The organism is Hydrogenophaga sp. IBVHS1 (assembly GCF_002127265.1).
Lineage (GTDB): Bacteria > Pseudomonadota > Gammaproteobacteria > Burkholderiales > Burkholderiaceae_C > Hydrogenophaga.
In genome coordinates this window covers 966,703-989,473 of the sequence record NZ_NFUU01000001.1, presented here as the reverse complement: position 1 = coordinate 989,473, position 22,771 = coordinate 966,703, and the positions used below count along the sequence as shown (strand labels likewise).

25 protein-coding genes are annotated in these 22,771 nt (G+C 65.7%); 10 read left to right on the top strand and 15 right to left on the bottom strand.

Translation table 11 applies throughout. From position 1 onward, the window contains the following. Nucleotides 1-23 precede the first annotated feature (23 nt). The 3 genes from trmD to rpsP are packed head-to-tail and all read right to left on the bottom strand — an operon-like array spanning nt 24 to nt 1,704. A complete protein-coding gene (gene trmD, locus CAP37_RS04835; protein ID WP_086123133.1) occupies nt 24-800 on the bottom strand; it encodes a tRNA (guanosine(37)-N1)-methyltransferase TrmD in 777 nt (258 codons plus the stop codon). Nucleotides 801-830: 30 nt separating this feature from the next. Then, the gene (rimM, locus tag CAP37_RS04830; RefSeq protein WP_086123132.1) at nt 831-1,430 is read right to left on the bottom strand and encodes a ribosome maturation factor RimM; all 600 of its coding nucleotides are present in this window, start codon (nt 1,428-1,430) and stop codon (nt 831-833) included. Nucleotides 1,431-1,446: 16 nt separating this feature from the next. Next, nucleotides 1,447-1,704, bottom strand: coding sequence for a 30S ribosomal protein S16 (gene rpsP / locus CAP37_RS04825; RefSeq protein ID WP_086123131.1), 258 nt, complete (start codon nt 1,702-1,704; stop codon nt 1,447-1,449). A 177-nt stretch (nt 1,705-1,881) separates the two neighbouring features. On the opposite strand from rpsP, the gene CAP37_RS04820 reads away from it, so the two are divergent. Both CAP37_RS04820 and CAP37_RS04815 read left to right on the top strand, forming a co-directional pair. Next, a complete protein-coding gene (locus CAP37_RS04820) occupies nt 1,882-2,412 on the top strand; it encodes a GNAT family N-acetyltransferase (protein ID WP_086123130.1) in 531 nt (176 codons plus the stop codon). Continuing rightward, nucleotides 2,409-2,867 carry a TM2 domain-containing protein gene (locus tag CAP37_RS04815; protein ID WP_086123129.1) on the top strand — a complete coding sequence of 153 codons (459 nt, stop codon included), beginning with the start codon at nt 2,409-2,411 and terminating at the stop codon, nt 2,865-2,867. The genes CAP37_RS04820 and CAP37_RS04815 overlap by 4 nt, the downstream gene beginning before the upstream one ends. A gap of 6 nt (nt 2,868-2,873) precedes the next feature. Here the strand turns inward: CAP37_RS04815 and CAP37_RS04810 are convergent, their stop codons facing one another. From CAP37_RS04810 to CAP37_RS04785, 6 genes are read right to left on the bottom strand one after another with little or no spacing between them, the layout of a single operon-like run. After that, entirely contained in the window at nt 2,874-3,830 is a 957-nt protein-coding gene (locus CAP37_RS04810) for an AEC family transporter (RefSeq protein ID WP_086123128.1), read from the bottom strand. 13 nt (nt 3,831-3,843) lie between these two features. Further along, nucleotides 3,844-4,389 (bottom strand): DUF3299 domain-containing protein, encoded by a 546-nt coding sequence (locus CAP37_RS04805; protein ID WP_086123127.1) that lies wholly within the window; start codon nt 4,387-4,389, stop codon nt 3,844-3,846. 21 nt (nt 4,390-4,410) lie between these two features. After that, nucleotides 4,411-4,653, bottom strand: coding sequence for a hypothetical protein (locus CAP37_RS04800; RefSeq protein WP_086124818.1), 243 nt, complete (start codon nt 4,651-4,653; stop codon nt 4,411-4,413). Nucleotides 4,654-4,658: 5 nt separating this feature from the next. Continuing rightward, a complete protein-coding gene (locus tag CAP37_RS04795) occupies nt 4,659-5,885 on the bottom strand; it encodes an FtsX-like permease family protein (RefSeq protein WP_086123126.1) in 1,227 nt (408 codons plus the stop codon). Further along, on the bottom strand, nt 5,882-6,541 hold the full coding sequence (locus tag CAP37_RS04790) for an ABC transporter ATP-binding protein (RefSeq protein WP_086123125.1): 660 nt from the start codon (nt 6,539-6,541) through the stop codon (nt 5,882-5,884). The genes CAP37_RS04795 and CAP37_RS04790 overlap by 4 nt, the downstream gene beginning before the upstream one ends. Then, on the bottom strand, nt 6,538-7,053 hold the full coding sequence (locus CAP37_RS04785) for a hypothetical protein (RefSeq protein ID WP_086123124.1): 516 nt from the start codon (nt 7,051-7,053) through the stop codon (nt 6,538-6,540). The genes CAP37_RS04790 and CAP37_RS04785 overlap by 4 nt, the downstream gene beginning before the upstream one ends. A 193-nt stretch (nt 7,054-7,246) precedes the next feature. On the opposite strand from CAP37_RS04785, the gene CAP37_RS04780 reads away from it, so the two are divergent. After that, the gene (locus tag CAP37_RS04780; RefSeq protein ID WP_086123123.1) at nt 7,247-7,798 is read left to right on the top strand and encodes a fasciclin domain-containing protein; all 552 of its coding nucleotides are present in this window, start codon (nt 7,247-7,249) and stop codon (nt 7,796-7,798) included. An 18-nt stretch (nt 7,799-7,816) separates the two neighbouring features. Here CAP37_RS04780 and msrA read toward each other — a convergent pair whose 3' ends face one another. After that, the gene (gene msrA / locus CAP37_RS04775; protein ID WP_086123122.1) at nt 7,817-8,353 is read right to left on the bottom strand and encodes a peptide-methionine (S)-S-oxide reductase MsrA; all 537 of its coding nucleotides are present in this window, start codon (nt 8,351-8,353) and stop codon (nt 7,817-7,819) included. A gap of 18 nt (nt 8,354-8,371) precedes the next feature. Beyond that, complete coding sequence (locus CAP37_RS04770; protein WP_086123121.1) at nt 8,372-9,271, bottom strand: LysR family transcriptional regulator; 900 nt, start codon at nt 9,269-9,271, stop codon at nt 8,372-8,374. 107 nt (nt 9,272-9,378) lie between these two features. On the opposite strand from CAP37_RS04770, the gene CAP37_RS04765 reads away from it, so the two are divergent. The 7 genes from CAP37_RS04765 to CAP37_RS04735 all read left to right on the top strand — a co-directional run bounded on the left by CAP37_RS04765 (nt 9,379) and on the right by CAP37_RS04735 (nt 18,239). After that, complete coding sequence (locus CAP37_RS04765; RefSeq protein ID WP_086123120.1) at nt 9,379-10,572, top strand: acyl-CoA dehydrogenase; 1,194 nt, start codon at nt 9,379-9,381, stop codon at nt 10,570-10,572. Nucleotides 10,573-10,659: 87 nt separating this feature from the next. Continuing rightward, entirely contained in the window at nt 10,660-11,334 is a 675-nt protein-coding gene (locus CAP37_RS04760; RefSeq protein ID WP_086123119.1) for a TetR/AcrR family transcriptional regulator, read from the top strand. 25 nt (nt 11,335-11,359) lie between these two features. Beyond that, nucleotides 11,360-12,505: an efflux RND transporter periplasmic adaptor subunit gene (locus tag CAP37_RS04755; protein WP_086123118.1), complete on the top strand. Its 1,146-nt coding sequence runs from the start codon at nt 11,360-11,362 to the stop codon at nt 12,503-12,505. 12 nt (nt 12,506-12,517) lie between these two features. After that, nucleotides 12,518-15,697 carry an efflux RND transporter permease subunit gene (locus CAP37_RS04750; RefSeq protein ID WP_086123117.1) on the top strand — a complete coding sequence of 1,060 codons (3,180 nt, stop codon included), beginning with the start codon at nt 12,518-12,520 and terminating at the stop codon, nt 15,695-15,697. A gap of 50 nt (nt 15,698-15,747) precedes the next feature. Next, nucleotides 15,748-16,452 (top strand): protein-L-isoaspartate O-methyltransferase, encoded by a 705-nt coding sequence (locus tag CAP37_RS04745; protein WP_256926872.1) that lies wholly within the window; start codon nt 15,748-15,750, stop codon nt 16,450-16,452. 25 nt (nt 16,453-16,477) lie between these two features. Continuing rightward, nucleotides 16,478-16,828, top strand: coding sequence for a rhodanese-like domain-containing protein (locus CAP37_RS04740; protein WP_086123116.1), 351 nt, complete (start codon nt 16,478-16,480; stop codon nt 16,826-16,828). Nucleotides 16,829-16,877: 49 nt separating this feature from the next. After that, nucleotides 16,878-18,239 (top strand): TolC family outer membrane protein, encoded by a 1,362-nt coding sequence (locus tag CAP37_RS04735; protein WP_086123115.1) that lies wholly within the window; start codon nt 16,878-16,880, stop codon nt 18,237-18,239. 3 nt (nt 18,240-18,242) lie between these two features. Here CAP37_RS04735 and CAP37_RS04730 read toward each other — a convergent pair whose 3' ends face one another. The 4 genes from CAP37_RS04730 to CAP37_RS04715 are packed head-to-tail and all read right to left on the bottom strand — an operon-like array spanning nt 18,243 to nt 22,769. Further along, a complete protein-coding gene (locus CAP37_RS04730) occupies nt 18,243-19,337 on the bottom strand; it encodes a rhamnan synthesis F family protein (RefSeq protein WP_143435882.1) in 1,095 nt (364 codons plus the stop codon). A 5-nt stretch (nt 19,338-19,342) separates the two neighbouring features. Continuing rightward, nucleotides 19,343-20,548 carry an O-antigen ligase gene (locus CAP37_RS04725; protein WP_179190140.1) on the bottom strand — a complete coding sequence of 402 codons (1,206 nt, stop codon included), beginning with the start codon at nt 20,546-20,548 and terminating at the stop codon, nt 19,343-19,345. A 50-nt stretch (nt 20,549-20,598) separates the two neighbouring features. Beyond that, a complete protein-coding gene (gene neuC / locus CAP37_RS04720) occupies nt 20,599-21,717 on the bottom strand; it encodes a UDP-N-acetylglucosamine 2-epimerase (RefSeq protein ID WP_086123112.1) in 1,119 nt (372 codons plus the stop codon). Further along, the gene (locus CAP37_RS04715) at nt 21,717-22,769 is read right to left on the bottom strand and encodes an N-acetylneuraminate synthase family protein (protein ID WP_086123111.1); all 1,053 of its coding nucleotides are present in this window, start codon (nt 22,767-22,769) and stop codon (nt 21,717-21,719) included. Before CAP37_RS04715 ends, neuC begins: the two co-directional genes overlap by 1 nt. Nucleotides 22,770-22,771 lie beyond the last annotated feature (2 nt).

Genomic DNA, 22,771 nt, shown 5'->3' with positions numbered 1-22,771 from the left:
TCAGAGGATCGAAAAGCCTTGGATTATAGCAAGCCTTGAGAACGCAGGAAAGCCAGGTCCGCCGGATCGAGCAAGCCGCTCTCGCGGGACCGCTCCAGAAGATCCGGGCGCTGGCGCGCGGTGAGCAGCAAGCTTTGCTCCCGCCGATGGCGCGCGATGCGCTCGTGATGGCCGCCCAGCAGCACCTCCGGCACGGGTTGTGGCCCTGCCGGGCCCTGCCAGACCTCCGGACGGGTGAAGTGCGGGCTGTCCAGCAGACCATCCAGCGCTGGATTGAAGCTGTCCTGCTGGTGGCTGCCCTCGTCGTTCAGCACGCCGGGTTGCAGGCGCGCCAAGGCGTCAAGCAAAGCCATGGCAGCAATTTCACCGCCTGAGAGCACGAAGTCGCCCAGACTGATCTGCTGGTCAATGCACGCGTCGATGAAACGCTGGTCGATGCCCTCGTAGCGTCCGCACACCAGCACAGCGCCCTGGCTTTCTGCCCATTTCGCCACGCCGGCATGGTCCAGCTTGTCGCCAATGGGTGAGAACAAAACCACCGGCGCTCGCGCCGCTTCGGCCTCGCCCCGCGCTTCGCGCACCGCCTGCAAGCATCGCCACAGCGGCTCGGCCATCATCACCATGCCAGGGCCGCCACCGAAAGGGCGGTCGTCCACGCGCCGGTAGTTGCCTTCTGCGTAATCGCGCGGGTTCCAGAGGTGCACATCCACCTTGCCGGACTCGAAGGCGCGGCGGTTGATGCCATTCGCAAGAAATGGCTCGAACAGTTCAGGGAACAGTGAAATGACGTCGAAGCGCATGGAGCGAGCCTGTGTGCAGACGTCCTGAACTCAGTAGTCCGGTTGCCAGTCGACCGTGATGCGCCGTGCGGCTTTGTCAACGTGGTCGACATAGGCGCCCACGAACGGGATCATGCGCTCGGCCACCTCCGGTGTGCCATCGACTGCTTCGGGGTATTCCAGCACCAGAACGGAGTTGGGCCCGGTGGGCATCAGGTCGCGCACCACGCCGAGGTGCACGCCTTCCCGGTTGAAGACGTCCAGACCGATCAAGTCCACCCAGTAGTACTCGCCCTCTGGCGTGGCGGGAAAAGCACTGCGCGGCAGGTAAATGCGGACACCCTTCAAGGCTTCGGCCGCATTGCGATCACCGACGCCGACGAGCTGTGCCACGAGGCCATCGGCATGGGCCTTGACCTCGGCAACTTCGACCGCCACGCAGCCCGAAAACGCCGAGAAGCCGCGCGCGAAGCGGGCTTCGGGCGGCTGCAGGAACCATGTCGGGGAAACGATCAGCGCCTCGGTATCGGCACTGTGGGGCAGGATGCGAACCCAGCCCTTGATGCCCCACGCGTCCTGAATGCGGCCCAGCTCGATGGCGTCATCGGGCAGGGACGACGCCTGAAAGGCGTCGGACGCGGGGCTGGTCACCTTCGGCGAGGAAGGATCAGGCCGTGGTGGCCGTGGCTGCGTTTTGCTTGACCAGGCGTGCCACCGTGTCGGACGGGGTGGCGCCCACGCTGGTCCAGTAGGTCAGGCGATCCAGCGCGATGCGCAGCGGCTCTTCACCACCGCGCGCCAGCGGGTTGTAAAACCCGATGCGCTCGATGAAACGGCCATCACGGCGGTTGCGCTTGTCGGCAACCACGATGTTGTAGAAAGGACGGGCTTTTGCGCCGCCGCGGGAAAGTCGGATGACGACCATGATTTATCCTTCGGGTGGAGAGGTACCGAACTGGTACTTCACTGGGTTTTGCAACCCGCCTCGATCGCGGCGCCTGAGACACACGACTGACCACCCGGCCAGCGAAACGCCACGAAACCCGCGATTATAGCCCGTCTGGCGGTGCTTCCCTCTTTGCCATCCTTCCCCACTGACGCCATGCCCCTCATCCGCCCCAGCCGCGACGAAGACCTCGACGCCATCACCCGCATCTATGGCCACCATGTGCTGCACGGCACAGGCACTTTTGAAACCACGCCCCCGAGCCTGGCCGACATGACAGCCCGCCGCGCCGATGTATTGGCCAAAGGCCTCCCCTGGCTGGTGGCGGAGGAAGACGGCCAGGTGCTCGGATTTGCCTATGGCAACTGGTTCAAGCCGCGCCCCGCCTACCGGTTTTCGGTAGAAGACTCGATCTACATGGACCCGGCGGCGCACCGCAAGGGCTTGGGCCGCGCGTTGCTGGCCGAATTGCTGGCGGTGCTGGAGCGCACGGGCACACGCAAGGTCATGGCGGTGATTGGCGACTCGAACAACGCCGGCTCCATTGGCGTGCACCGCGCGCTGGGCTTCGAGATGGTGGGCGTGGTGCAGTCCTGCGGCTGGAAGTTCGATCGCTGGCTCGATATCGTGATGATGCAGAAGACCCTGGGCGCGGGCGACAGCACACCACCGAATGCCACGGCATGAGCGCGTACCGCAGGAACAAGACGCTGGCCGTGTGGCTGGCGCTGATCTTCGGTGTGCTCGGCCTGCACCGCTTCTACCTGCGGGGCCTGGGCGATTGGGTGGGTTGGCTGCACCCCATACCCGCCGCACTCGGCCTGTGGGGTGTGGACCGCGTCCTTCTGTACGGGCAGGACGACAAGCTCTCGTGGATTCTGATTCCCCTGCTGGGCATGACAGTGGCAGCGAGCTGCCTCATGGCCATCGTCTACGCACTGACCGATCGAGAGAAGTGGAACCGCCAGTTCAATCCCGGTCTGCCCGCCGACGCGAACCCGGGCGGCACAAACTGGCTGACCATTGGCGCACTCGTGGCGGCACTGCTCATGGGCACCGTCGCCTTGATGGGCAGCCTGGCGTTCGGCTTTCAGCGCTACTTCGAATACCAGGTCGAAGAGGGCCGCAAGATCAGCCAGTGACCGCGTTCATCCGATGTGCGACATGAGCAGCATCACCAGGCTCAGCGTGAACAGCGCCAGCACCGTGGACAAGCCCATGCTGGCCGTGGTGATCTCCTGCGCCACTTCGTAGCGCTGGGCAAACAGGAACACGTTGGCGCCGATCGGCAGCGCGGCGGCCACCACCATCACGGTGAGTGGCAGGCCGGAGATGCCCATGGCCCAGGCGCTGGCGCCCACCAGCACCGGCAGCACCAGATTCTTCGAGGCGCTGATCCAGAGCGCCTGACGAAGGTGGCCCGCCATCGGCGTGCGCGCCAGCGTCACCCCCACCAGCACCAGCGCGATGGGACCGAACGCGCTGCCGAGCAATTGCAACGGCCTGTCCACCACGGTGGGCAGCGTCCAGCCGGTCTGGGCGAACAGCAAACCACAGAGAATGGGCAGTGGGATGGGATGGATCAGCGCGCCCTTGAAGGCCGACCAGGCCGTGGCCAGCACGTGAGGCGCACGCTCGCCACCCGCACGGGCTTCGCGCGCCACGGCGAGTTCGAGCACGATGGAGCCGACCGTGAGCAGGATGAGCGCGTGCACCGACACCAGGGTGAGCAAGGTGACCAGGCCAGCCTTGCCATAGGCGAGCTCGACCAGCGTGATACCCAGCATGACCATGTTCGAGAACGTACCCGCCAGCGCCATGACCACGCTGCCGCGGTTGAACCCGCGCCAAGCGATGGACACACCGAGCAGAGCGAGCGCGGCCAGAAAGTAGGCTGCCACCGGCAGCAGGTCGAGCTGCTCGAAACGCACCGCACTCATGGTGCGAAACAGCAGCGCGGGGATCAACAGCAGGAACACCAGGTTGGACAGGTCCTTGATGGAACTGTCGCGGATCCACTGCAGGCGACCGGCCAGAAAGCCGAGCGCGATGAGCAGGAAAACCGGGGTGAGAGAAGCGACGACGGGGTGTTGAGCGAAATTCACCCAAGGATGTTACTCACTCAACGCCCACCGCCTCCGTGATGCGGTAGTACAGACCGTATTTGTCGTTCTGCAGCACGTGGAACTTGCCCTCCACCACCACCGCCTCCAGTTTGTATTTCACCGGCTTGCTGGTGCGCACCTCCACCATGCTTTCAGGCCCGCCTGGCGAGCAGAAAGAGCAGGTCAGTGGCACCGAGGCCAGCAGAAAATGGCGCTGGTTCTCGCCGGGTTCGAGCGGCATCATGAAGCCCTGCAACCGCAGCGTTTTCTGGTTCAGCGCGTTCACCGCGTCGGGGTAGACCGGCACGATGCGCTTCTTATCCACCCTGGTGGTGATGTCGGTCAGCATGGACCAGGCCACCACGTCGCTTCGCTGGGGCAAGGGCGCAATCGGGCTCTGCGGGCTGTGCACGCCGGCCCCCTGCCCTTGCACATGCGGCGACACCGGTGGCTGCGAGGCCGCAGCGCCGGGGGGCAGCGGGGAACTCAGCGTCTGGGCTCCTGCAACACCCGTCAGGCACAGAAAAAGCAGCGAGGCGGTGGATCGAAGCAGTGTCATGGGTGGTCAGGATCGATGGGTTCAGTGAGCGTGGCGCATCCCGCAGTATTTGCCCAGTGCAAGACCCTTGCAAGCGGTCTGGAGTTCCGCCATGCAGACCTTTTCGCCTTTGCCCGCTTCCAGGCACTTGGCAGCGCCCTCGTGGGCGCTGGCCATGGCACGGTGACGCGCGATGTCTTCTTTGGTCTCCTGGTCGGAATGTTGTGCCAGCGCCGACGTGGCGAGCAGGAGGGCGGAAGAGAGGCACAGCAATGCTTTTTTCATGGTGTTCACCGGGTTGAGTTGAGAAGGGAAGTGACATCGATCCGGTAGGCGCTGATCGCAGGCAACAAAGCCGAGATCACCGCCACCAGAAAAGCCAGCGCTGGCACCCACCATTCGGCGGAAACCCATTGCCAGCCCGAAATGCTCAGCGAATGGCGGGCTGCGAGCAGCTCGCCCAGCAAGGCCGTGAGCGCGTGAGCCGCCAGCAGGCCCAGCGCACACGCCAGCAGCGCGAGCCAGAGCGCCTCGCACAGCAGCAGCGCGCTCACGCGGGCCGGCGGTGCGCCCAGCATGCGCAGCATGGCGAGATCGCCCCGGCGTTCGCGCACGGCGCTCCAGAGCGCGATGAACACCGAGAGGCCCGCCACCGCGAGCAGCACCGCCGTGAGCCCATGCAGCACCTGCGTGCCCACGCCGACCATGGCCAGCAGGCGCGTGATTTCCAGTGCGGGTGCGGCGGCCTGCAGGGAGGTGGTCTCGTTGACGAAACGCGGAAAGCTCACCGCGGCCATGGGCGTGCGGTAGCGGATCAGCGCCAGCGTGATTTCGCGTTCGGCCTGCAGGGCTTCGTCCAGCTCCGCGCGCTCGGCCTCGCTCATGCCAGCGCCTGCGTGCATGTCGTCGTGCACGCGCCAGACCGATTCGGTGGCGGTGAGGATGAGTCGGTCGAGCACGCAGCCGCAAGGCGCGAGCACGCCCGACACGGTGTACGGCGTCCCGCCGTGAGACGCACCGCCCACGCCCAGGCCGTGCGCACCCTCGAAAGCCTGCCCCAACTGCAGCCCCGTGCGCGTGGCCACCTGCGCGCCGAGCACAGCCTGCATCGGTGACTGCCAGAGCACACCGCTGGCCAGCTGCACGCCGTAATGCCCGGCGTAGTCGTGTGTCGTGCCGACGATGCGAAACCCCTGAAGGTTGTCGCCAAGACTCAGAGGAATGAGCTGGGCCACGTGGGGATGCTGCGCGAGCTTCGCGGCTTCGGCCAGTGGGATGTTGCCGGGCGGCACGTCGATGTGGAAAACGCCGGCCAGGATGAGCTGCATGGGACTGCCCTTGGCGCCCACCACCACATCGATCCCCGCCAGGTCGCGGTCGAAGGCGCGCTCCACCTGATCGCGCGCGATGAGCACCAACGCCATCGAGGCCAGCCCGAGCGCCAGCAGCAACAGGTTCAGCGTGGTCGAGAGCGGGCGCGACCAGAGGTAGCGCCAGGACAGGGTGGCGACGTTCATGGTTCGAGCTCCGCGGCAATCCGTGCAAGCGTCAACACCTGCGCGTGCGGCAAGTCCTGCCGCACGCGCGCATCGTGCGTGGCAATCACCAGCGTGGCGTTCAGATCTGCTGCGCTCTTCACCAGCAAACTCAGCGCCACCGCGCACGCATCGTCGTCCAGGCTGGCGGTGGGTTCGTCGGCCAGGATCACGCTCGGGCGCAGCAACACGGCGCGAGCCAGCGCCACGCGCTGGGCCTGACCGCTCGAGAGTTGCGAGGGCCGGCGCGCGGCGAACGCACCCACTTGCAATGCATCCAGTGTTCGCGTGATGGCGGGCCACTGAGGCGGCAGGCCGGCGGCGAAGTACGCCAGCGCCAGGTTGTCGGCCACGGAGAGTGCTTCGCTCAGGTGCAGCCTTTGCGGCAGAAAGCCCACATGGCGCGCACGCCAGGTGTCTCGCGCGCCCGCGCGCAAGGTGCCGAGCGCCTGCCCCGCCACCAGCACCTCACCGCGCGAAGGCGTGAGCAGCCCCGCCGCCAGTGCCAGCCAGGTCGACTTGCCACTGCCCGAGGGTCCGCGAAGCAACAGCGTGCCGCCTTGAGGCACGGCGACATCAGGCAGCTGCAGCGGCTGCGCGCCCGGGTAGGCATAGGCCAGGCCGCGGGTCTCGATCACGCGACGCCCTCAGCTGGGTTATTCAATGGCACGCAGGTGGCGCAGGTGCCATGGATCGACAGCTCCAGCCGCTCCCCGTGATGGCCCAGCCGGGCCAGCGCCTGGAACAGGTCTTGTGTGACCGCTCGGGTGGAATCGCTGGCGGTCGACAAGTCGAAGCGCCGGTGGCAGGCATCGCACTCGAAACGCGATTCCGTGCCCCCGTCTTCGGCCGGGGCCGTGGTCGGCGCCAGGCTGAATCGCCAGATGCGCTGCTCGTCGGCTTCGCGGCGCAGCACACCGCAGGTGGCCAGCCGGTCCAGCAGGCGGTAGAGCGTGACGCGGTTGAGATCGAGTCCGCGCGCAGTGAGGGCGGCCTGCGCCTGGGCGTGCGTGAGGCGACCGCGCGGCCTGGCCAGAAACAGGCCCAGCACCGCCCGCGTGGCCAGCGTGCGTCGGAGCCCTGCCCCTTCCAGACGCGTCTGCACCTCGGGCGGAACGCCCGTGAATTCCCTGGCTGGACGAGACGACATGGATTTCTCCCATTGTTGCAACCTTGTTGCAGTAGGTGGCGATGCTAACGCAATTCAGTTGCGCTAAGGACCGCTGCCAAGTGGGGGCCAGCGTGCTTGTACGGCGAGGGTCTTTTGATTTTTCTGAATCCAGTCTGCATCCGGTCTGCGTATCTCCTGTAGCCGCATCGGCTTCAACCCTTCAGGAGACTCCATGATCACCAAGACCCTCAGCAAGACCGTTCTCGCCATCGCCATCGGCACCGCATCGCTCGGCGCCTTCGCACAAGTCATGGTGGGCGGCGCGCCCATGCTGGCCAGCAAGGACATCATCGACAACGCGGTGAACTCCAAGGACCACACCACCCTGGTGGCGGCCGTCAAGGCTGCCGGCCTGGTCGACACGCTCAAGGGCCCGGGTCCGTTCACCGTGTTCGCGCCCACCAATGCTGCGTTCGCCGCACTGCCCGCCGGTACCGTGGACACGCTGCTCAAGCCCGAGAACAAGCCCATGCTCAGCGGCATCCTCACCTACCACGTGGTGTCGGGCAAGTTTGATGCGGCGGCCATCAGCAAGATGATTGCCGATGGCAAAGGCATGGCATCAATCAAGACGGTGGCTGGCGGCACGTTGGTGGCGAAATCCGCTGGCGGCAAGGTCACGGTGACCGATGAAAAGGGTGGCGTGGCCACCGTCACCATCGCCGATGTCTACCAGTCCAACGGCGTGATCCACGTCGTGGACAAGGTGATGCTGCCGAAGTGATCTCCGGCTCCGCAAGACCTACTTCGCCAGCCTGGCGAAGGTCTTGCGGAACTTGGCCACCTTGGGCGCCGCCACGGCCATGCAATAGCCCTGGTGCGGGTTGCGCTCGAAGAAGTCCTGGTGGTATTCCTCCGCCGGCCAGTAGTTGTCCAGCGGTTTCACCTCGGTGACGATGGGCTTGCCGAAGGCGTTGTCTTTGGTGAGCTCATCGATCAGCGCCTGCGCCACCTGTTGCTGCTCGGGCGTGGTGAAGTAAATGCCACTGCGGTATTGCGTGCCCACGTCGTTGCCCTGGCGGTTCAGCGTGGTGGCGTCGTGCACCACGAAAAAGATCTCCAGAATTTCGCGCGTGCTGATCTGCGCGGGGTCGTATTCGAGCCGCACCACTTCGTTGTGGCCCGTGGTCCCGGTGCACACCATTTCGTAGCTCGGCTGTTTCACCTGCCCATTGGAGTAACCGGACTCCACATCGGTCACACCTTTGACGCCCACGTACACCGCCTCGGTGCACCAGAAGCAGCCACCACCCAGCACCAGCACCTGTTTGTCGCTCATTGCATTTCTCCAGAAACGTCAGCCCACCGAATGTACCGACTGCGCGGCCGCGCGCACGACCGCCAGAAATGCCCCCAGCGCAGCCTGGTCTCTGTCGGTCCTCCAGAGGCAGTGCGTTTCGTAAGGCGACGTTTCGCCAGCCAGCGGCACGAACACCGCACCGGGCAGGTTGGCCTGCTGCAGCGCCGCCGGCACCAGCGCCACGCCCAATCCTTGCGCCACCAGAGAAACCACGCTGAGCCAGTGGCGCAACTCGTAGCGCACCTCCGGCGAAAACCCCGCGTCGGCACAGAGACCGAGGATGCGCTCGTGGTAATCGGGCGATACCGCCCGCGAGATCATGGCAAAGGGTTCGCCTTGCAGCGCGTGCAACGCCAGCCGCTTGCGCCGCGCCATCGCATGCCCCAGCGGCAGGCAGGCCACGAAAGGTTGGCGGGACACAAGAATCTGGGAAAAGCCCGCCGGCACCCGCGTGGTGTGCACGAAGCCGACATCCAGCCGCTCGTGCATGAGGTCGATGAGCTGGTCGCTCGAACTCAGCTCGCGCAACGTGAGCCGAAGCTTGGGGTGCTCGGCGGCGAAGCCCTTGAGCATTTGTGGCAAGCCCCGGTAAAGCACCGTGCCGGCAAAGCCGATCTGCAGGCTACCCACCAGCCCCTGGGCCACCTCGCGCGCCTCACGGGCTGCCTGGCCGGCCTGATCGAGCAGTGCGCGCGCCGCTGGCACGAAGGCCACACCCGCCGCCGTGAGCTGCACACCCCGGCTGTTGCGGGTGAACAGCTGCGCCCCCACCGAGGCTTCGAGCTGCTGAATGTTGAGCGAGAGCGGCGGCTGCGTGATGGACAGGCGCTGGGCGGCGCGGCCGAAGTGCAGTTCCTCGGCCAGCACCAGGAAATAACGCAGGTGGCGGAATTCCATGAATATGTTTTCTGGATCAATGAATACGGTAACGATATTAGACAACTATGCATGCTCGGCCGACAATCGCGCTCTTCGCACACCCCGCAGAACCGGAGACAAACACCATGCTTTCCCCCACCAAAGCCAAAGCCAGCTTCAGCTGGGAAGACCCGTTCCACCTGTCCCAGCAGCTCGACGACGACGAGCGCCAGGTGATGGACGCAGCGCGCGCCTACTGCCAGGAAAAGTTGCTACCCCGTGTGACGGAAGCCTTCCGCCACGAGAAGACCGACGTGGCGATCTTCCGCGAGATGGGTGAGCTCGGCCTGCTGGGCGCCACCATTCCCGAGGCCTACGGCGGCGCAGGCCTGAACTACGTGTGCTACGGCCTGGTGGCTCGCGAGGTGGAGCGCGTGGATTCGGGCTACCGCTCCATGATGAGCGTCCAGAGCTCGCTGGTGATGGTGCCGATCAACGAGTTCGGCACCGAAGCGCAGAAGCAGAAGTACCTGCCCAGGCTCGCCAGCGGCGAATGGATCGGCTGCTTCGGCCTGACCGAGCCCAACCACGGCTCGGACCCCGGCAGCATGGTGACGCGTGCCAAGAAGGTCGACGGCGGCTACAGCCTCTCCGGCGCCAAGATGTGGATCACCAATTCGCCGATTGCCGATGTGTTCGTGGTGTGGGCGAAAGACGATGAAGGCGCCATCCGCGGCTTCATTCTGGAAAAAGGCATGAAGGGCCTCAGCGCCCCGGCGATCCACAGCAAGGTGGGCCTGCGCGCCTCCATCACCGGCGAGATCGTGATGGACGGCGTGTTCTGCCCGGAAGAAAACGCCTTCCCCGAAGTGCGTGGCCTGAAGGGCCCGTTCACCTGCCTCAACAGCGCGCGTTACGGCATCGCCTGGGGTGCGCTCGGCGCCGCCGAAGACTGCTACTTCCGCGCCCGCCAGTACGTGCTGGACCGCCAGCAGTTCGGCCGCCCTCTCGCCGCCAACCAGTTGATCCAGAAGAAGCTGGCCGACATGCTCACCGAGATCAGCCTGGGCCTGCAGGGCTGCCTGCGCCTGGGCCGCATGAAAGACGAAGGCACGGCCGCGGTGGAGATCACGTCCATTCTCAAGCGCAACAGCTGCGGCAAGGCGCTGGACATTGCCCGCCTGGCGCGCGACATGATGGGCGGGAATGGCATTTCCGATGAATTCGGCGTGGCGCGCCACCTGGTGAACCTGGAGGTGGTGAACACCTACGAAGGCACGCACGACGTTCATGCCTTGATCCTTGGGCGCGCCATCACGGGCATTGCCGCGTTCTCCTGACATCGGGACCGCCGGCTTTACCGGCGCGACACCGGGCGGCGTGGGCCATGGGGTATATTACTAACCCATCGGTCATTAACCATCCCCATGCCATCGCCAACCACGTCCGCCGATTCCGACGCCGAGCCGCGCCAGCGCCGCGCCCGGCGCAAGGAAGCGCGCCCGGGTGAGCTGCTGGACGCCGCGCTGCAACTCTTCGTAGAAAAGGGTTTTGCTGCCACCCGGGTGGAAGAAGTCGCGGCGCGCGCCGGCGTCTCCAAAGGCACGCTGTTCCTCTACTTCCCGAGCAAGGAAGAACTCTTCAAAGCCGTGGTCCGCGAGAACATCGCGGGCCGCTTCACCGAGTGGAATGAAGAACTGCAGCAATTCAGCGGCGACAGCGCCGAACTGGTGCGCTACTGCATGCACTCGTGGTGGGAACGCATCGGCAATTCGGCGGCCTCCGGCATCACCAAGCTGGTCATGAGCGAGGCTGGCATGTTCCCCGAGATCGCGGCGTTCTACCAGCAGGAGGTCATCATCCCCGGGCACGATCTGCTGCGTCGCGTCCTGCAGCGCGGCATCGACCGCGGAGAGTTCCGCGCGCTTCAACTGGAGTACGCGGTCTACAGCTTGATTGCGCCCATGATCTTCCTGCTGATGTGGAAGCACTCCATGGCGCCATGCTGCCCGCCGTCCGAACAGATCGATCCCATCGGCTTCCTGGACAACCAGGTCGACCTGCTGCTGCGCGGCATGCTGGTGCCGGGCAAACCCGTCTGAATACCCATTCATCACCGCATTGGCCATGACCTCTCCACGCGCACGCTCCACCTGGATCAAATGGTTGCTGCTGGCCCTGCTCGTGGTGGGCGTCGGCGTCGGGCTGTTTCGCGCACTCGACAAGCGCAAGACACAGGCGGCTGAAGCCCGCGCGGCGGCCGAGTCGATGCAGAAAGCGCCCGTGTACACACTGGCAGCCAGCGACGTGGTGACAGCACAGACGCTCGAGCTCACGCAGACCGTGGGCATTTCGGGCTCGGTGGAAGCCTTGCAGACGGCGGCTGTGAAGGCGCGCACCGCGGGCGAAATTCAGGGTTTGAGCAAGCGCGAGGGCGACGAGGTGAAAGCCGGCGAAGTGCTGGCGCGCATCGACAGCACCGAAGCCCAGGCGCGCGTGCGCCAGGCGGCGCAGCAAGCCGAATCGGCGCAGGCGCAGGTGAGCATCGCGCGGCGGACCACGGACAACAACCAGGCGCTCGTGCGCCAGGGCTTCATCTCGGCCACGGCGCTGGAGACCTCGAACAACAACCTCGCTGCGGCGGAAGCCAACCACCGCGCCGCGCTCGCCGCGCTGGACATCGCCAGAAAATCGTTGGCCGACACCACGCTGCGCTCGCCACTGAACGGGCAGATCTCGGCGCGGCTGGTGCAGAACGGTGAGCGTGTGGGCATCGACACTCGCGTGTTCGATGTGGTGGACCTCTCTGCCTTTGAAATGGAAGCCGCCATCTCGCCGGCCGACGCCGTGACGGTGCGTGTGGGCCAGGCCGCCGTGCTGCGTGTCGAGGGCCTGCCAGAACCCATTCAGGCCACGGTCTCGCGCATCAACCCGAGCGTGCAGGCCGGCAGCCGCAGCGTGCTGGTGTACCTGCGCATGCCGGCCGCACCCGGCATGCGTCAGGGCCTGTTTGCCCAGGGCCATCTGGTCACTGGCTCGGTCAAGGCCATCGCCGTGCCTGCATCGGCGGTGCGCAACGACAAGCCTCAGCCCTACATCCAGCTGGTGCGCGAAGGCTCGGTGGCACACCTCACCGTACAGGGCGGGGCCACCGGCCTGCGCGGCAGCGAACCCATGCGAGAGATCGTCGGCCTGGCTGAAGGCACGCAAGTGCTCGGTGCACAGGCCGGCCTGATCCGCGAAGGCACGGCCGTGAAGCTGGCCACCCCCTAAGCGCAGCCCACCATGTGGTTCACCCAGGTCTCGCTGCGCAACCCGGTCTTCGCCACGATGGTGATGATCGCCTTCGTGGTGCTGGGCCTGTTTTCATTTCAGCGGCTGCAGGTCGACCAGTTCCCCAACATTGACTTCCCCGTGGTGGTGGTGCAGGTCGCCTACCCCGGCGCATCGCCCGAAATCGTGGAGTCCGAGGTCACCAAGAAGGTCGAAGAGGCAGTCAACGCGATCGCGGGCGTGAACACGCTCACCTCGCGCAGCTACGAAGGCCAGTCGATTGTCATCATCGAATTCCAGCTCACCGTAGATGGTCGCAAGGCGGCCGAGGACGTGCGCGAAAAAATCGCCATCCTGCGCCCGGTGTTCCGCGACGAGGTGGAGGAACCCCGCGTGCTGCGCTTCGACCCGGCGAGCCGCTCCATCTGGTCGGTGGCGGTGATTCCGGAAGCTGTGAACGGCAAGACACCCAGCGCGGTGGAACTCACCACCTGGGCCGAGCAGGTGTTCAAGAAGCGGCTTGAGAACGTGCGCGGCGTCGGCTCGGTGACGCTGGTCGGACCCACGCGTCGCGCCATCAACATCGACCTCGATCCTTCGGCCATGGAAGCGCTGGGCGTGACCACCGAGCAGATCAACACCGCCGTGCGCAACGAGAACCAGGACCTGCCGGTCGGCACGCTCAAGACGGGTGAGGCCGAGCGCGTGGTGCAGGTGCTCTCGCGGCTGCAGAACCCGAAGGATTTCGAGAACATCATCGTGGCGCGCCGGGGCGGCCAGGCCGTGCGACTGGGCCAGGTGGCACGCGTGAGCGACGGCACGCAGGAGGTCGAAAGCCTGGCGCTGTACAACGGCCAGCGCACGCTGCTGCTGCAGGTGCAGAAGGCACAGGACGAAAACACCATTGCAGTGACGGACGGACTGAAGGCCGCCGTGGCCTCGCTCGGCGCCGAGTTGCCACCCGGAATGCGGCTGGAGCAGATCGCCGACGGTTCGCGGCCTATCCGCGTCTCGGTCGACAACGTGCGCCGCACGCTGATCGAAGGCGCATTGCTCACGGTGCTGATCGTCTTCCTGTTCCTGAACTCGTGGCGCTCCACCGTCATCACCGGGCTCACGCTGCCCATCGCGCTGATCGGCACCTTCTTCTTCATGAACCTGTTCGGGTTCACCATCAACATGATCACGCTGATGGCGCTTACGCTCTCGGTGGGTCTGCTGATCGACGACGCCATCGTCGTGCGCGAAAACATCGTGCGACACGTGCAGATGGGCAAGACGCCGTTCAACGCGGCCATGGATGGCACGCAGGAAATCGGCCTGGCCGTGCTGGCCACCACCCTGTCGATCGTGGCGGTGTTCCTGCCCATCGGTTTCATGGGCGGCATCATCGGCAAGTTCTTCCACGAGTTCGGCATCACCATGGTGGCCGCCGTGCTCATTTCGATGTTCGTGAGCTTCACGCTCGACCCCATGCTGTCTTCGGTGTGGCACGACCCGGAAATCGAGAAGCACGGCAAGGCCGGTGCACCGCGAACCCTGTACGACAAGACCATTGGCCGCGTCACCGGATGGTTCGATCGTTTTCAGGACGACCTGACCGACACCTACCAGAACACACTGCGCTGGTCCCTCAAGCACAAGCTCGCCACGCTTGGGCTGGCGCTCGCCACGTTCGTGGGCAGCCTGTTCATCGTGCCGCTGCTGGGCACCGAGTTCGTGCCCAAGGCCGACTTCTCCGAAACCTCGCTGAGCTTCAACACGCCGGTGGGCTCGTCGCTGCAGGCCACCGAGGCGAAGACGCGGCAGGTGGAGGCGATCCTGCGCGAATTCCCTGAGGTGAAATACACACTGTCCACGCTGAACACCGGCAACGCGCAAGGCGCCATGTACGCCAGCATCTACGTGCGCCTGGTCGACCGCAAAGACCGCACCCTCAGCGCCGATGCCATGTCAGCCCGCCTGCGCGAGCGCCTGCGCAGCGTGCCGGGCATCACCGTGACGCACGTCGGTCTGCTCGACGCGGTGGGCGGCAACAAGCAGGTGGAGTTTTCGCTGCAGGGCGACGACCTCGCCGAGCTGGAGCGGCTCACGCAGACCGTGATGGAGCGCATCCGCCCGATCGTGGGCCTGGTCGATCTGGACGCCAGCGTGAAGCCCAACAAGCCGACGGTGGACGTGAAGATGAAGCGCGATCTGGCCTCTGACCTGGGCCTGAACGTGGCTGCCGTGGGAGCGAGCCTGCGCACGCTGGTGGCCGGCACCACGGTGGGCAACTGGCGCGCCGCCGACGGCCAGAGCTACGACGTGAACGTGCGGCTGGCACCGGGCGAACGCGAGCGCACCAGCGACCTGGCCAACCTGCCCTTCATGGTGGGCACTGCGGCCGACGGCACGGCGCGCGTGGTGCGCCTGGGTCAGGTGGCCGACGTGGTGGACGCCACCGGCCCGAACCAGATCAACCGGCGCAACCTCAACCGCGAGGTCGCCATCAACGCCAACGTGTACGGCCGCTCGCCCGGCGAAGTGTCTACGGAAATTCGCCAGGCGCTCGACGGCATCGCCTTCCCGCCGGGCTACCGCTACGAGTTCGGCGGCTCCACCAAGAACATGCAGGAATCGTTTGGCTACGCGCTCTCCGCACTGGCGCTGGCCATCATCTTCATCTACATGATTCTGGCCAGCCAGTTCCAGAGCTTCCTGCAGCCGCTCGCGCTCATGACCTCGTTGCCGCTCACGCTGATCGGCGTGGTGCTCACGCTGCTGATGTTCGGTTCGACCATGAGCATGTTCTCCGTGATCGGCATCGTGCTGCTGATGGGCCTGGTCACCAAGAACGCCATCCTGCTGGTGGACTTCGCCATTCGCGCGCGAGAAGGGCGTGCCGGCGGGCCGCCGCTGGACCGCGAGTCTGCGCTGCTGCTGGCCGCCCGCGTGCGCCTGCGCCCCATCCTCATGACCACGCTGGCCATGGTGTTCGGCATGGTGCCGCTGGCGTTTGCGCTCACCGAAGGTTCGGAACAGCGCGCGCCCATGGGCCAGGCCGTCATAGGCGGCGTCATCACTTCTTCGCTGCTCACCCTGGTGGTGGTGCCGGTGGTCTATTGCTACATGGACGATCTGGCTGCGTGGTTTCGCCGCCGGCTGGGCCTGGCGCCCACCCATCCCGCCCCGGCGGGGCCCACTCCTTAAAATCCCGCGCTGATCCGCCCTCCGAATCCTGCTTCAACCGAATGAATGCCATGACCACTGCCACCCCCCACACCGCCATGAGCCTGAACCAGGCCCGCTTCAACATGATCGAGCAACAGATCCGCCCCTGGGAAGTGCTCGACGCGCAGGTGCTGGACCTGCTGGGCCGCATTCGCCGCGAAGACTTCGTGCCAGCGCCCCACAAGGCCCTGGCCTTCGGCGACCTGGAGCTGCCTCTGACCCACCCGGCGGTGGATGGCGAAGTGATGCTGGCACCCCGGGTCGAGGCCCGCCTGTTGCAAGACCTCGCGCTCAAGCCCACCGACAAGGTGCTGGAAGTGGGGAGCGGCAGCGGCTACATGGCCGCGTTGCTGGCCAGCCTGGCGCGGTCGGTGGTTTCGCTGGAGATCAATCCCGTGCTGGCCCGCATGGCGCGCGAAAACCTGCAGACCGCAGGCATTCACAACGTGGACGTGCGCGAGGCCGATGCGGCTGCCAATGGCTTTTCTGCCTGCTCCAGTCAGGGCCCGTTCGACGCCATCGTGCTCAGCGGTTCGGTGGCTGAGGTGCCCGCTGCCCTGCTGGCCCTGCTGGCCAGGGGCGGACGGCTGGCCGCCATCGTGGGCTTCGAGCCCATGATGCGCGCGACCATCGTGACGCGCACGGGCGATGCCTCGTTCCAGACCGAACAACCCTGGGACACCGTGGCACCTCGCCTGCGGAACTTTCCCGCCCCTTCGAGCTTCCGTTTCTGATGCCGATCCACGCCGCGAGCCGCCCATGAAAGCCATTCACCCCGCCCAACTGCACGACTGGCTGCAGCTCGCCGCCGCCAGCACCCCCGCCGACGCACTGCCCCTGGTGCTCGACGTGCGCGAGCCCTGGGAACTGCAGACCGCCTCGGTCCGGCCCGATGGCTTCGAGTTGCTGGCCATGCCCATGCGCAGCGTTCCAGAACGCTACCTGGAGCTCGACCACACGCGCCCCATCGCCTGCCTGTGCCACCACGGTGCGCGCAGCGCGCAGGTGGCGCAGTTTCTTCTGCAGAACGGGTTCACCGACGTGGTCAACATCCACGGCGGCATCCACGCCTGGTCGCAAGAGCTCGACCCCAGCGTGCCGGTGTACTGAGCCCGCTGCCCCGCATCGCACCGCACCGCCTTGTTTCAAAGGACCTTTCATGAACGCCCCGATCGCCCAGCCTTCCACCGCCCGAAGCGGCCTGCCTGCCCTCCGCCACACGGCGCTGGCCGCGTTGCTGGTGCTGGGCGCTGCGGGTGCGCAGGCACAGAGCCTGGTGGAGCTGTACGAAGCCGCGCGGGGTTTTGACGCCACCTACCTCTCGGCGCGCTCGCAGTACGAAGCCGACCTTTCCCGTGCGGCCCAGGCCCGCGCGGGCCTGCTGCCTCAGGTAGGACTGGCTGCGGCAGCGAGCTGGGCGCGCCGCGATGCCAGCAACCCCGTGCTCGACGCCACCACCAACAGCCAGAGCACCGGCGTCTCGGCCAGCCAGCCACTTTACCGGCCGGTCAACAAGCTGGTGAACGAGCAGGCACAACTCTCCATTGACGTGGCCAGGGCACGCCTTACCCAGGCCGAGCAGGACCTGATCCTGCGCACTTCGCAGGCCTATTTCGACGTGCTCGCCGCGCAGGACACGCTGGCCTTCGTGCAGGCGCAAAAAACCGCCGTGGGCGAACAGCTCGCGGCGGCCAAACGCAACTTCGAGCTCGGCACCACCACCGTGACTGACTCCCGGGAAGCCCAGGCTCAATACGACCTGGTGCTGGCGCGAGAGATCGCCGCAGAAAACGACCTGCGCGTGAAACGGCTGGCGCTGGACCAGCTGGTGGGTCGTCCCAGCGTGACGCCTCGGCCCTTGATTGCCCCCGTAGCCTTGCCCGAGCTGCTGCCGGCCGATCCACAGGCCTGGGTGAACCTGGCCGATGAAACCCATCCGGCCATCCTGCAGGCCACGCGCGCGCTGGAGATCGCGAAACTCGAGACCGCCAAGGCCGAAGCCGGTCACAAACCCACAGTCGACCTGGTGGCGCAATACCAGGTGGCGCGCGCGCCGTCCAACGTGGCCATCGTGCCGGGCAATGTGCGCACCAACAACGCCAGCGTGGGGGTGCAGTTCAACATGCCACTGTTCGCCGGGTTCTCGATCCAGAACCGGGTGAAGGAAACGCTGTCGCTGGAAGAAAAAGCCCGCACCGACCTTGAAGCCACACGGCGAGGCGTGGACCTGAACACGCGAAGTGCCTACCTGGGCGTGGTCTCGGGCCAGGGTCAGGTGAAGGCACTGGAAGCGGCCGAGGCCTCCAGCCAGAGCGCACTCGACGCCAACCGCCTCGGGTACCAGGTGGGCGTGCGCATCAACATCGATGTGCTCAACGCCCAGAGCCAGTTGTTCCAGACCAAACGCGACCTCGCTCAGGCGCGCTACAACGTGCTGATAGGCAGTCTGCGGCTGCGCCAGGCCAGCGGCAGGCTGGCACCCGAAGACCTGCGGCCGGTCAACTCGCTGCTGGCGCCCTGAGCGTCAGCCCGCCACGCTGGCCACGATCTCCGCATACGTGGCTTCATCGGGCCGGGGCAGATCGCCCGCCTCCACCGCGCGCACGTACTGCCGCCGCATGCGAATCTGCAGCTCGCCCCGGTTCTTCTTGAGCACCGGCACGCCGAGCAGCCCGATGGTGGCGTAGCAGAAAGCTGAATGGAAGTTGCGCCGGGCAGACACCGCTTCGATGTGCGCCATGGCCTTCGCGCGCCAGGCGGTGTCGCGAGCACCCGAACTCAGCAGTTCGTCGCGCTCGTGCTGCAGGTTCAGGTCGGTGTAGGCGCCGTACTCCAGCGTCTTGACCACGGCCTCCACCGGCTGCTGCGCCAGTGCTTGCAGCAATCGATCGCGCGAGTAAATGCCTTCGCTCGGCACACCCGCGGCGAACAATGCACGTGAGAAACCGCGCTCGCCCCGGCGCACCGTGAGGTACTTGTTGCTGGTGGCCACATAGTAGTTCCAGTAATCGAGAAACACGGTCGAACTCAGCACCGAACGCTTGATATGGAAAAAGTACGAAAGAAAAATGCCCGTGTGTTCGGACTCAGGCTGCGGATGGTCGACATGCCGCAGAGCGCCGACGAAGCCCGCAGGGGACCGCTCCATGGACGCCAGCATGGTCTCGCCCTTGTCCAGTGGAAACCACACGCTGTCGTTGAGGATGACGAGGTGATCTGGTGATACCGACCAGTGCCAGAGCAGCCGGATGCCATCGCGGTAGCCCCCGAAGTCGTAACCAAAGTTGGGCCGTTCGACAAAGCGCCACACGCAGGCCCCCATGGCCTGCTGGTCTTGTGCCGACACCGGCGCATTGGCCACCAGCAACACGGCGTAGCCGCGCTTTGTAAGGTGCCGGCAGGTCTCGAGCACCGAGGCGGCCATGCCCTTGGGCTGGTACACCAGAAAGATCGCCACCTTCTGCGTGAGCGGCGCCGCGCCGTTCTGCACGCGGTAATCCGATGGAAACCGGGCATCGAGCCGACGCTGGCGTGCCGGGCCCACCAGGCGCTCGGGCAGCGACCGAAGCTGCTGGCGCAGGGTCTCCAGCTCGCGTTCGATCTTCCAGCGGGGAATCATGCGCGTCACCTCGCGGCCGGGGCTGGTGCCGAGCCGCGCCACCCGGCCAGCAGCAATGGCAGTACGGAGGCGAAGAAGTGCCGCTCCGTGGTCACCCAGAACGGCCCGTTGATGAAACTGTCGACCAGCAGGATGGCCATGAAGGCCGCCGCCAGCAGCCGGTAACGCCCTTGTTGCGCCAGGCCCGCTGCCAGCGAGCGCTGCAGCAGCCACACGTAAGCCAGCAGACCAAAGACGCCGTGCTCGGCGGCAAAAAAGAGAAACTGGTTGTGAGGGTGCACACAGGAAATCGCGCACTGCCCGGCGTCGTTGTAGAACTGGAGCGAATACACGCGGTAGCCGCCGGTGCCATGGCCCCAGATCGGGCTGGCCACAAACATTTCCGCCGCGTTTTTCCACATGTCCAGCCGCGCGCCGATGGAGGTGTTGACCACGCCCCCATCGAGGTACTGGCCGAACTCGGCGAAGCCGGTAAGAATGCGCTGCCGCAGCAGAGGGGACGAGGCAAACAGGATGGCCGTGATCAGCAGCACGGCAGCCAGCGAGCGCCAGCGCCAGACCACCGGCACCGACACCAGCGCCAGCGCGCAGAACATGGCCAGCAACACCGCCTGACCTGTGCGCCCCTGCAGCAGGTGGGTGATGCTGAACACAGTGAACATGGCCACCACGGACCACGCCACCTGCGCGGCGCGCCCCCGGGCCTCCAGCGCATACACCACCGCCAGCGCAGTAAAGAACGACATCGCAAGACCCTGTGCGATGTAGTCGTTGAAAATGTTGTGGCTCACGCCGAAGCCGCGGGTATGGGAGTCCGACCACGGCACCTCGACCCAGATGTTGGCGTAGGTGGACACCAGCGTGATCAACGCACCCACGGCAAACGCCACCAGCGCGCGGTTCTGCCAGCGTGGCTCGTGCAGCAGCGTCAGCAGCATCAGCATCATGGGGAACTTGCTGTACACGTAGAGGTGGGTGCCGATGGTGGAGCGCGGTGCATCGGTGTACGCAATGCCCACCAGCACCAGAGCGAACAGCAGCAGGCTCGGCAACGTGATGGGATGCCGGCGGATCAAGGCCCACTTCTCGGCGTAGCGCCCGGAAAGCGGCCAGCACACCAGAATGAGCAACACCGAGATGTTGACCAGCGCGATCGAGGTGGGGGCGCCCAGCAGCAGTGCCACTGCTGCCCACCGAGCGGTCTGGTCCATCGCGGACTGAAAACGGTGGAGGACCAAGGGAGCGGGTGCGTCGATGACCATCAGTCGCTGGAAAAAGCCTTTTGCAGGGGCTGCAGCCAGAACCCGGGACGGCGCAGCACCTCCACAAAGCCCTCGGCCGCTCGGCCATGGCCGAAGGTGGTGTCGGCGGCAAAACGCTGGCCCCATGTCTCACCAAGGAAACGATCGATCACGCTCGCATCGCTCGCCGCACACGCAGTGATCGACGGTCCGCTGGCGCGCTTGTTCTGCCGCGTGCCCACCTCCAGGCTCGGCACGCCAAGAAAGGGGGCCTCGCGCACCCCCGCGCTGCTGTTGCCCACCATGGCCGATGCGTGCCGCATGAGCTCGGAAAAATAGGCAAAGCGCATGGATGGAATCTGCCGGAAGCGGGCGGGTGGCAGGCGATCGAGAACGGCAAAGATGTCTTCGGTGCCCGGGTCGTTGTTGGGCGAGATCACCACGAAGTTCCGGCCACTGGCCTCCAGCCGCGAGAACAGCGCCTGCGCCTGCGCGCCGATGGTGTCGGCCTCGGAAGTGACCGGATGGAAGATGGCGATGCCGTAGTCGTCAAACGGAATCGCGTAGCGCTCCTTCACCTGCGCCAGCGTCACACCCGAGGGTTGTGCGTGGGTGTCGAGCTCGGGCGAGCCGATGTTGTGCACGCGGTCGGCCGGTTCGCCCAGCGCCAGCACGCGCTGGCGCGCCTCTTCCGAACTCACAAAATGCTGCGAACACAGCTTGGTGTTGCAGTGGCGAATGCTCTCGTCGATGGTGCCCGAGACCTCGCCGCCTTCGATGTGCGCCGAAGCGATGTACTTCATGGCGCAAACGATGGAGGCGGCCAGTGCCTCGACCCGGTCGCCGTGGATCACCACCAGGTCGGGCCGGTGCTCGTGCACGAAATCAGAGAAGCCCAGGATGGTCTTGGAGAGGATGAAATCCTGCGCGTCGCCTTCGCGCTGGTTGACGAACTCGAAGAACTCGGCCTTCGGAAAACGCTTCACCTCCAGGCGCGTTTCGCCATAGCGCCGCATCATGTGCATACCGGTGATGAAGAAGCTGATGTCGAAGCCCGCGCGCTGCGCCGCCAGCGCCAGCGGCTCCAGCTTGCCGAAGTCGGCGCGCGTGCCGGTTACAAAAAGCAGCTTCTGGCCCATCAGGTGTTCACCAGCGGCTTCACGCCGTCGAGGTCGCTCCACAGCAACTGCTGGTTCCGCTTCACGGCGCGCGTGAGTTTTGCGCCCACCAGCCGGTCGAAGTGCTGCACCGAGATTTCGCCGGAGCCGGGACGGCGCGCCCAGATGTCGGTGGCGGTGATCACATGGCCGGCCGCCAGGTCACGGTCGGCCACCATGGAGCCACGCGCGAACCGGTACACGTCTTCCTCGGGTGCGGTGCGCACTTTGGGGTTGTGCAGCGCGGTGTGGATCTCGCGCGAGCGGTCGATCAGGAACTTGAGTTCGGCCGGGTCCATGGAACAGGAAATGTCCGGACCCTTGCGGTAACGCGTGTCGGTGAAGTGGCGCTCCAGGATGCAGGCACCCAGCGCCACCGCAGAGATGGCCATTTCCGGCCCGATGCTGTGGTCGGAGAACCCGATGACGGCGTGCGGGAAGGCGTTGCGGAGTTCGGTGATGCCCTGCAGGCTCACGATTTCAGGGGGCGAGGGGTAGAGGTTGGTGCACTCCAGCAGCGCATAGTCCACTCCGGCATCGTCGAGCGCCTTCACCGAGGGCCGCATGCCGTCGATGGTCTGCATGCCGGTGCTCATGATGATGGGCTTGCCGAAGCTGGCGATGTGGCGGATCAGCGGCACATGGTTGCATTCGCCCGAGCCGATCTTGAAGGCCGCAATGCCGATGTCGTTGAGAAAATCGGCGGCTGCACGAGAGAACGGCGTGGAGATGTAGATCATGCCGAGCGACTCGGCGTACTTCTTCAGCGAGATCTCGTCGTCTTTCGACAGCGCGCATTCCGCCATCACGTCCCAGATCGATTTGTCGGCGTTGGGCGGGAAGATAGCCTTGGCCTCTTCGGTCATTTCATCGTCCACGAAATGGGTCTGGTGCTTGACCATCTCGCAGCCGGCGCGGTGCGCGGCGAGCACCATGCCTTTGGCCACATCGAGGCTGCCGCCGTGGTTGATGCCGATCTCGGCCACCACCAGCGGCGGGTGGGCGGGCGAGATCTCTCGGTGGGCGATCTTCATGG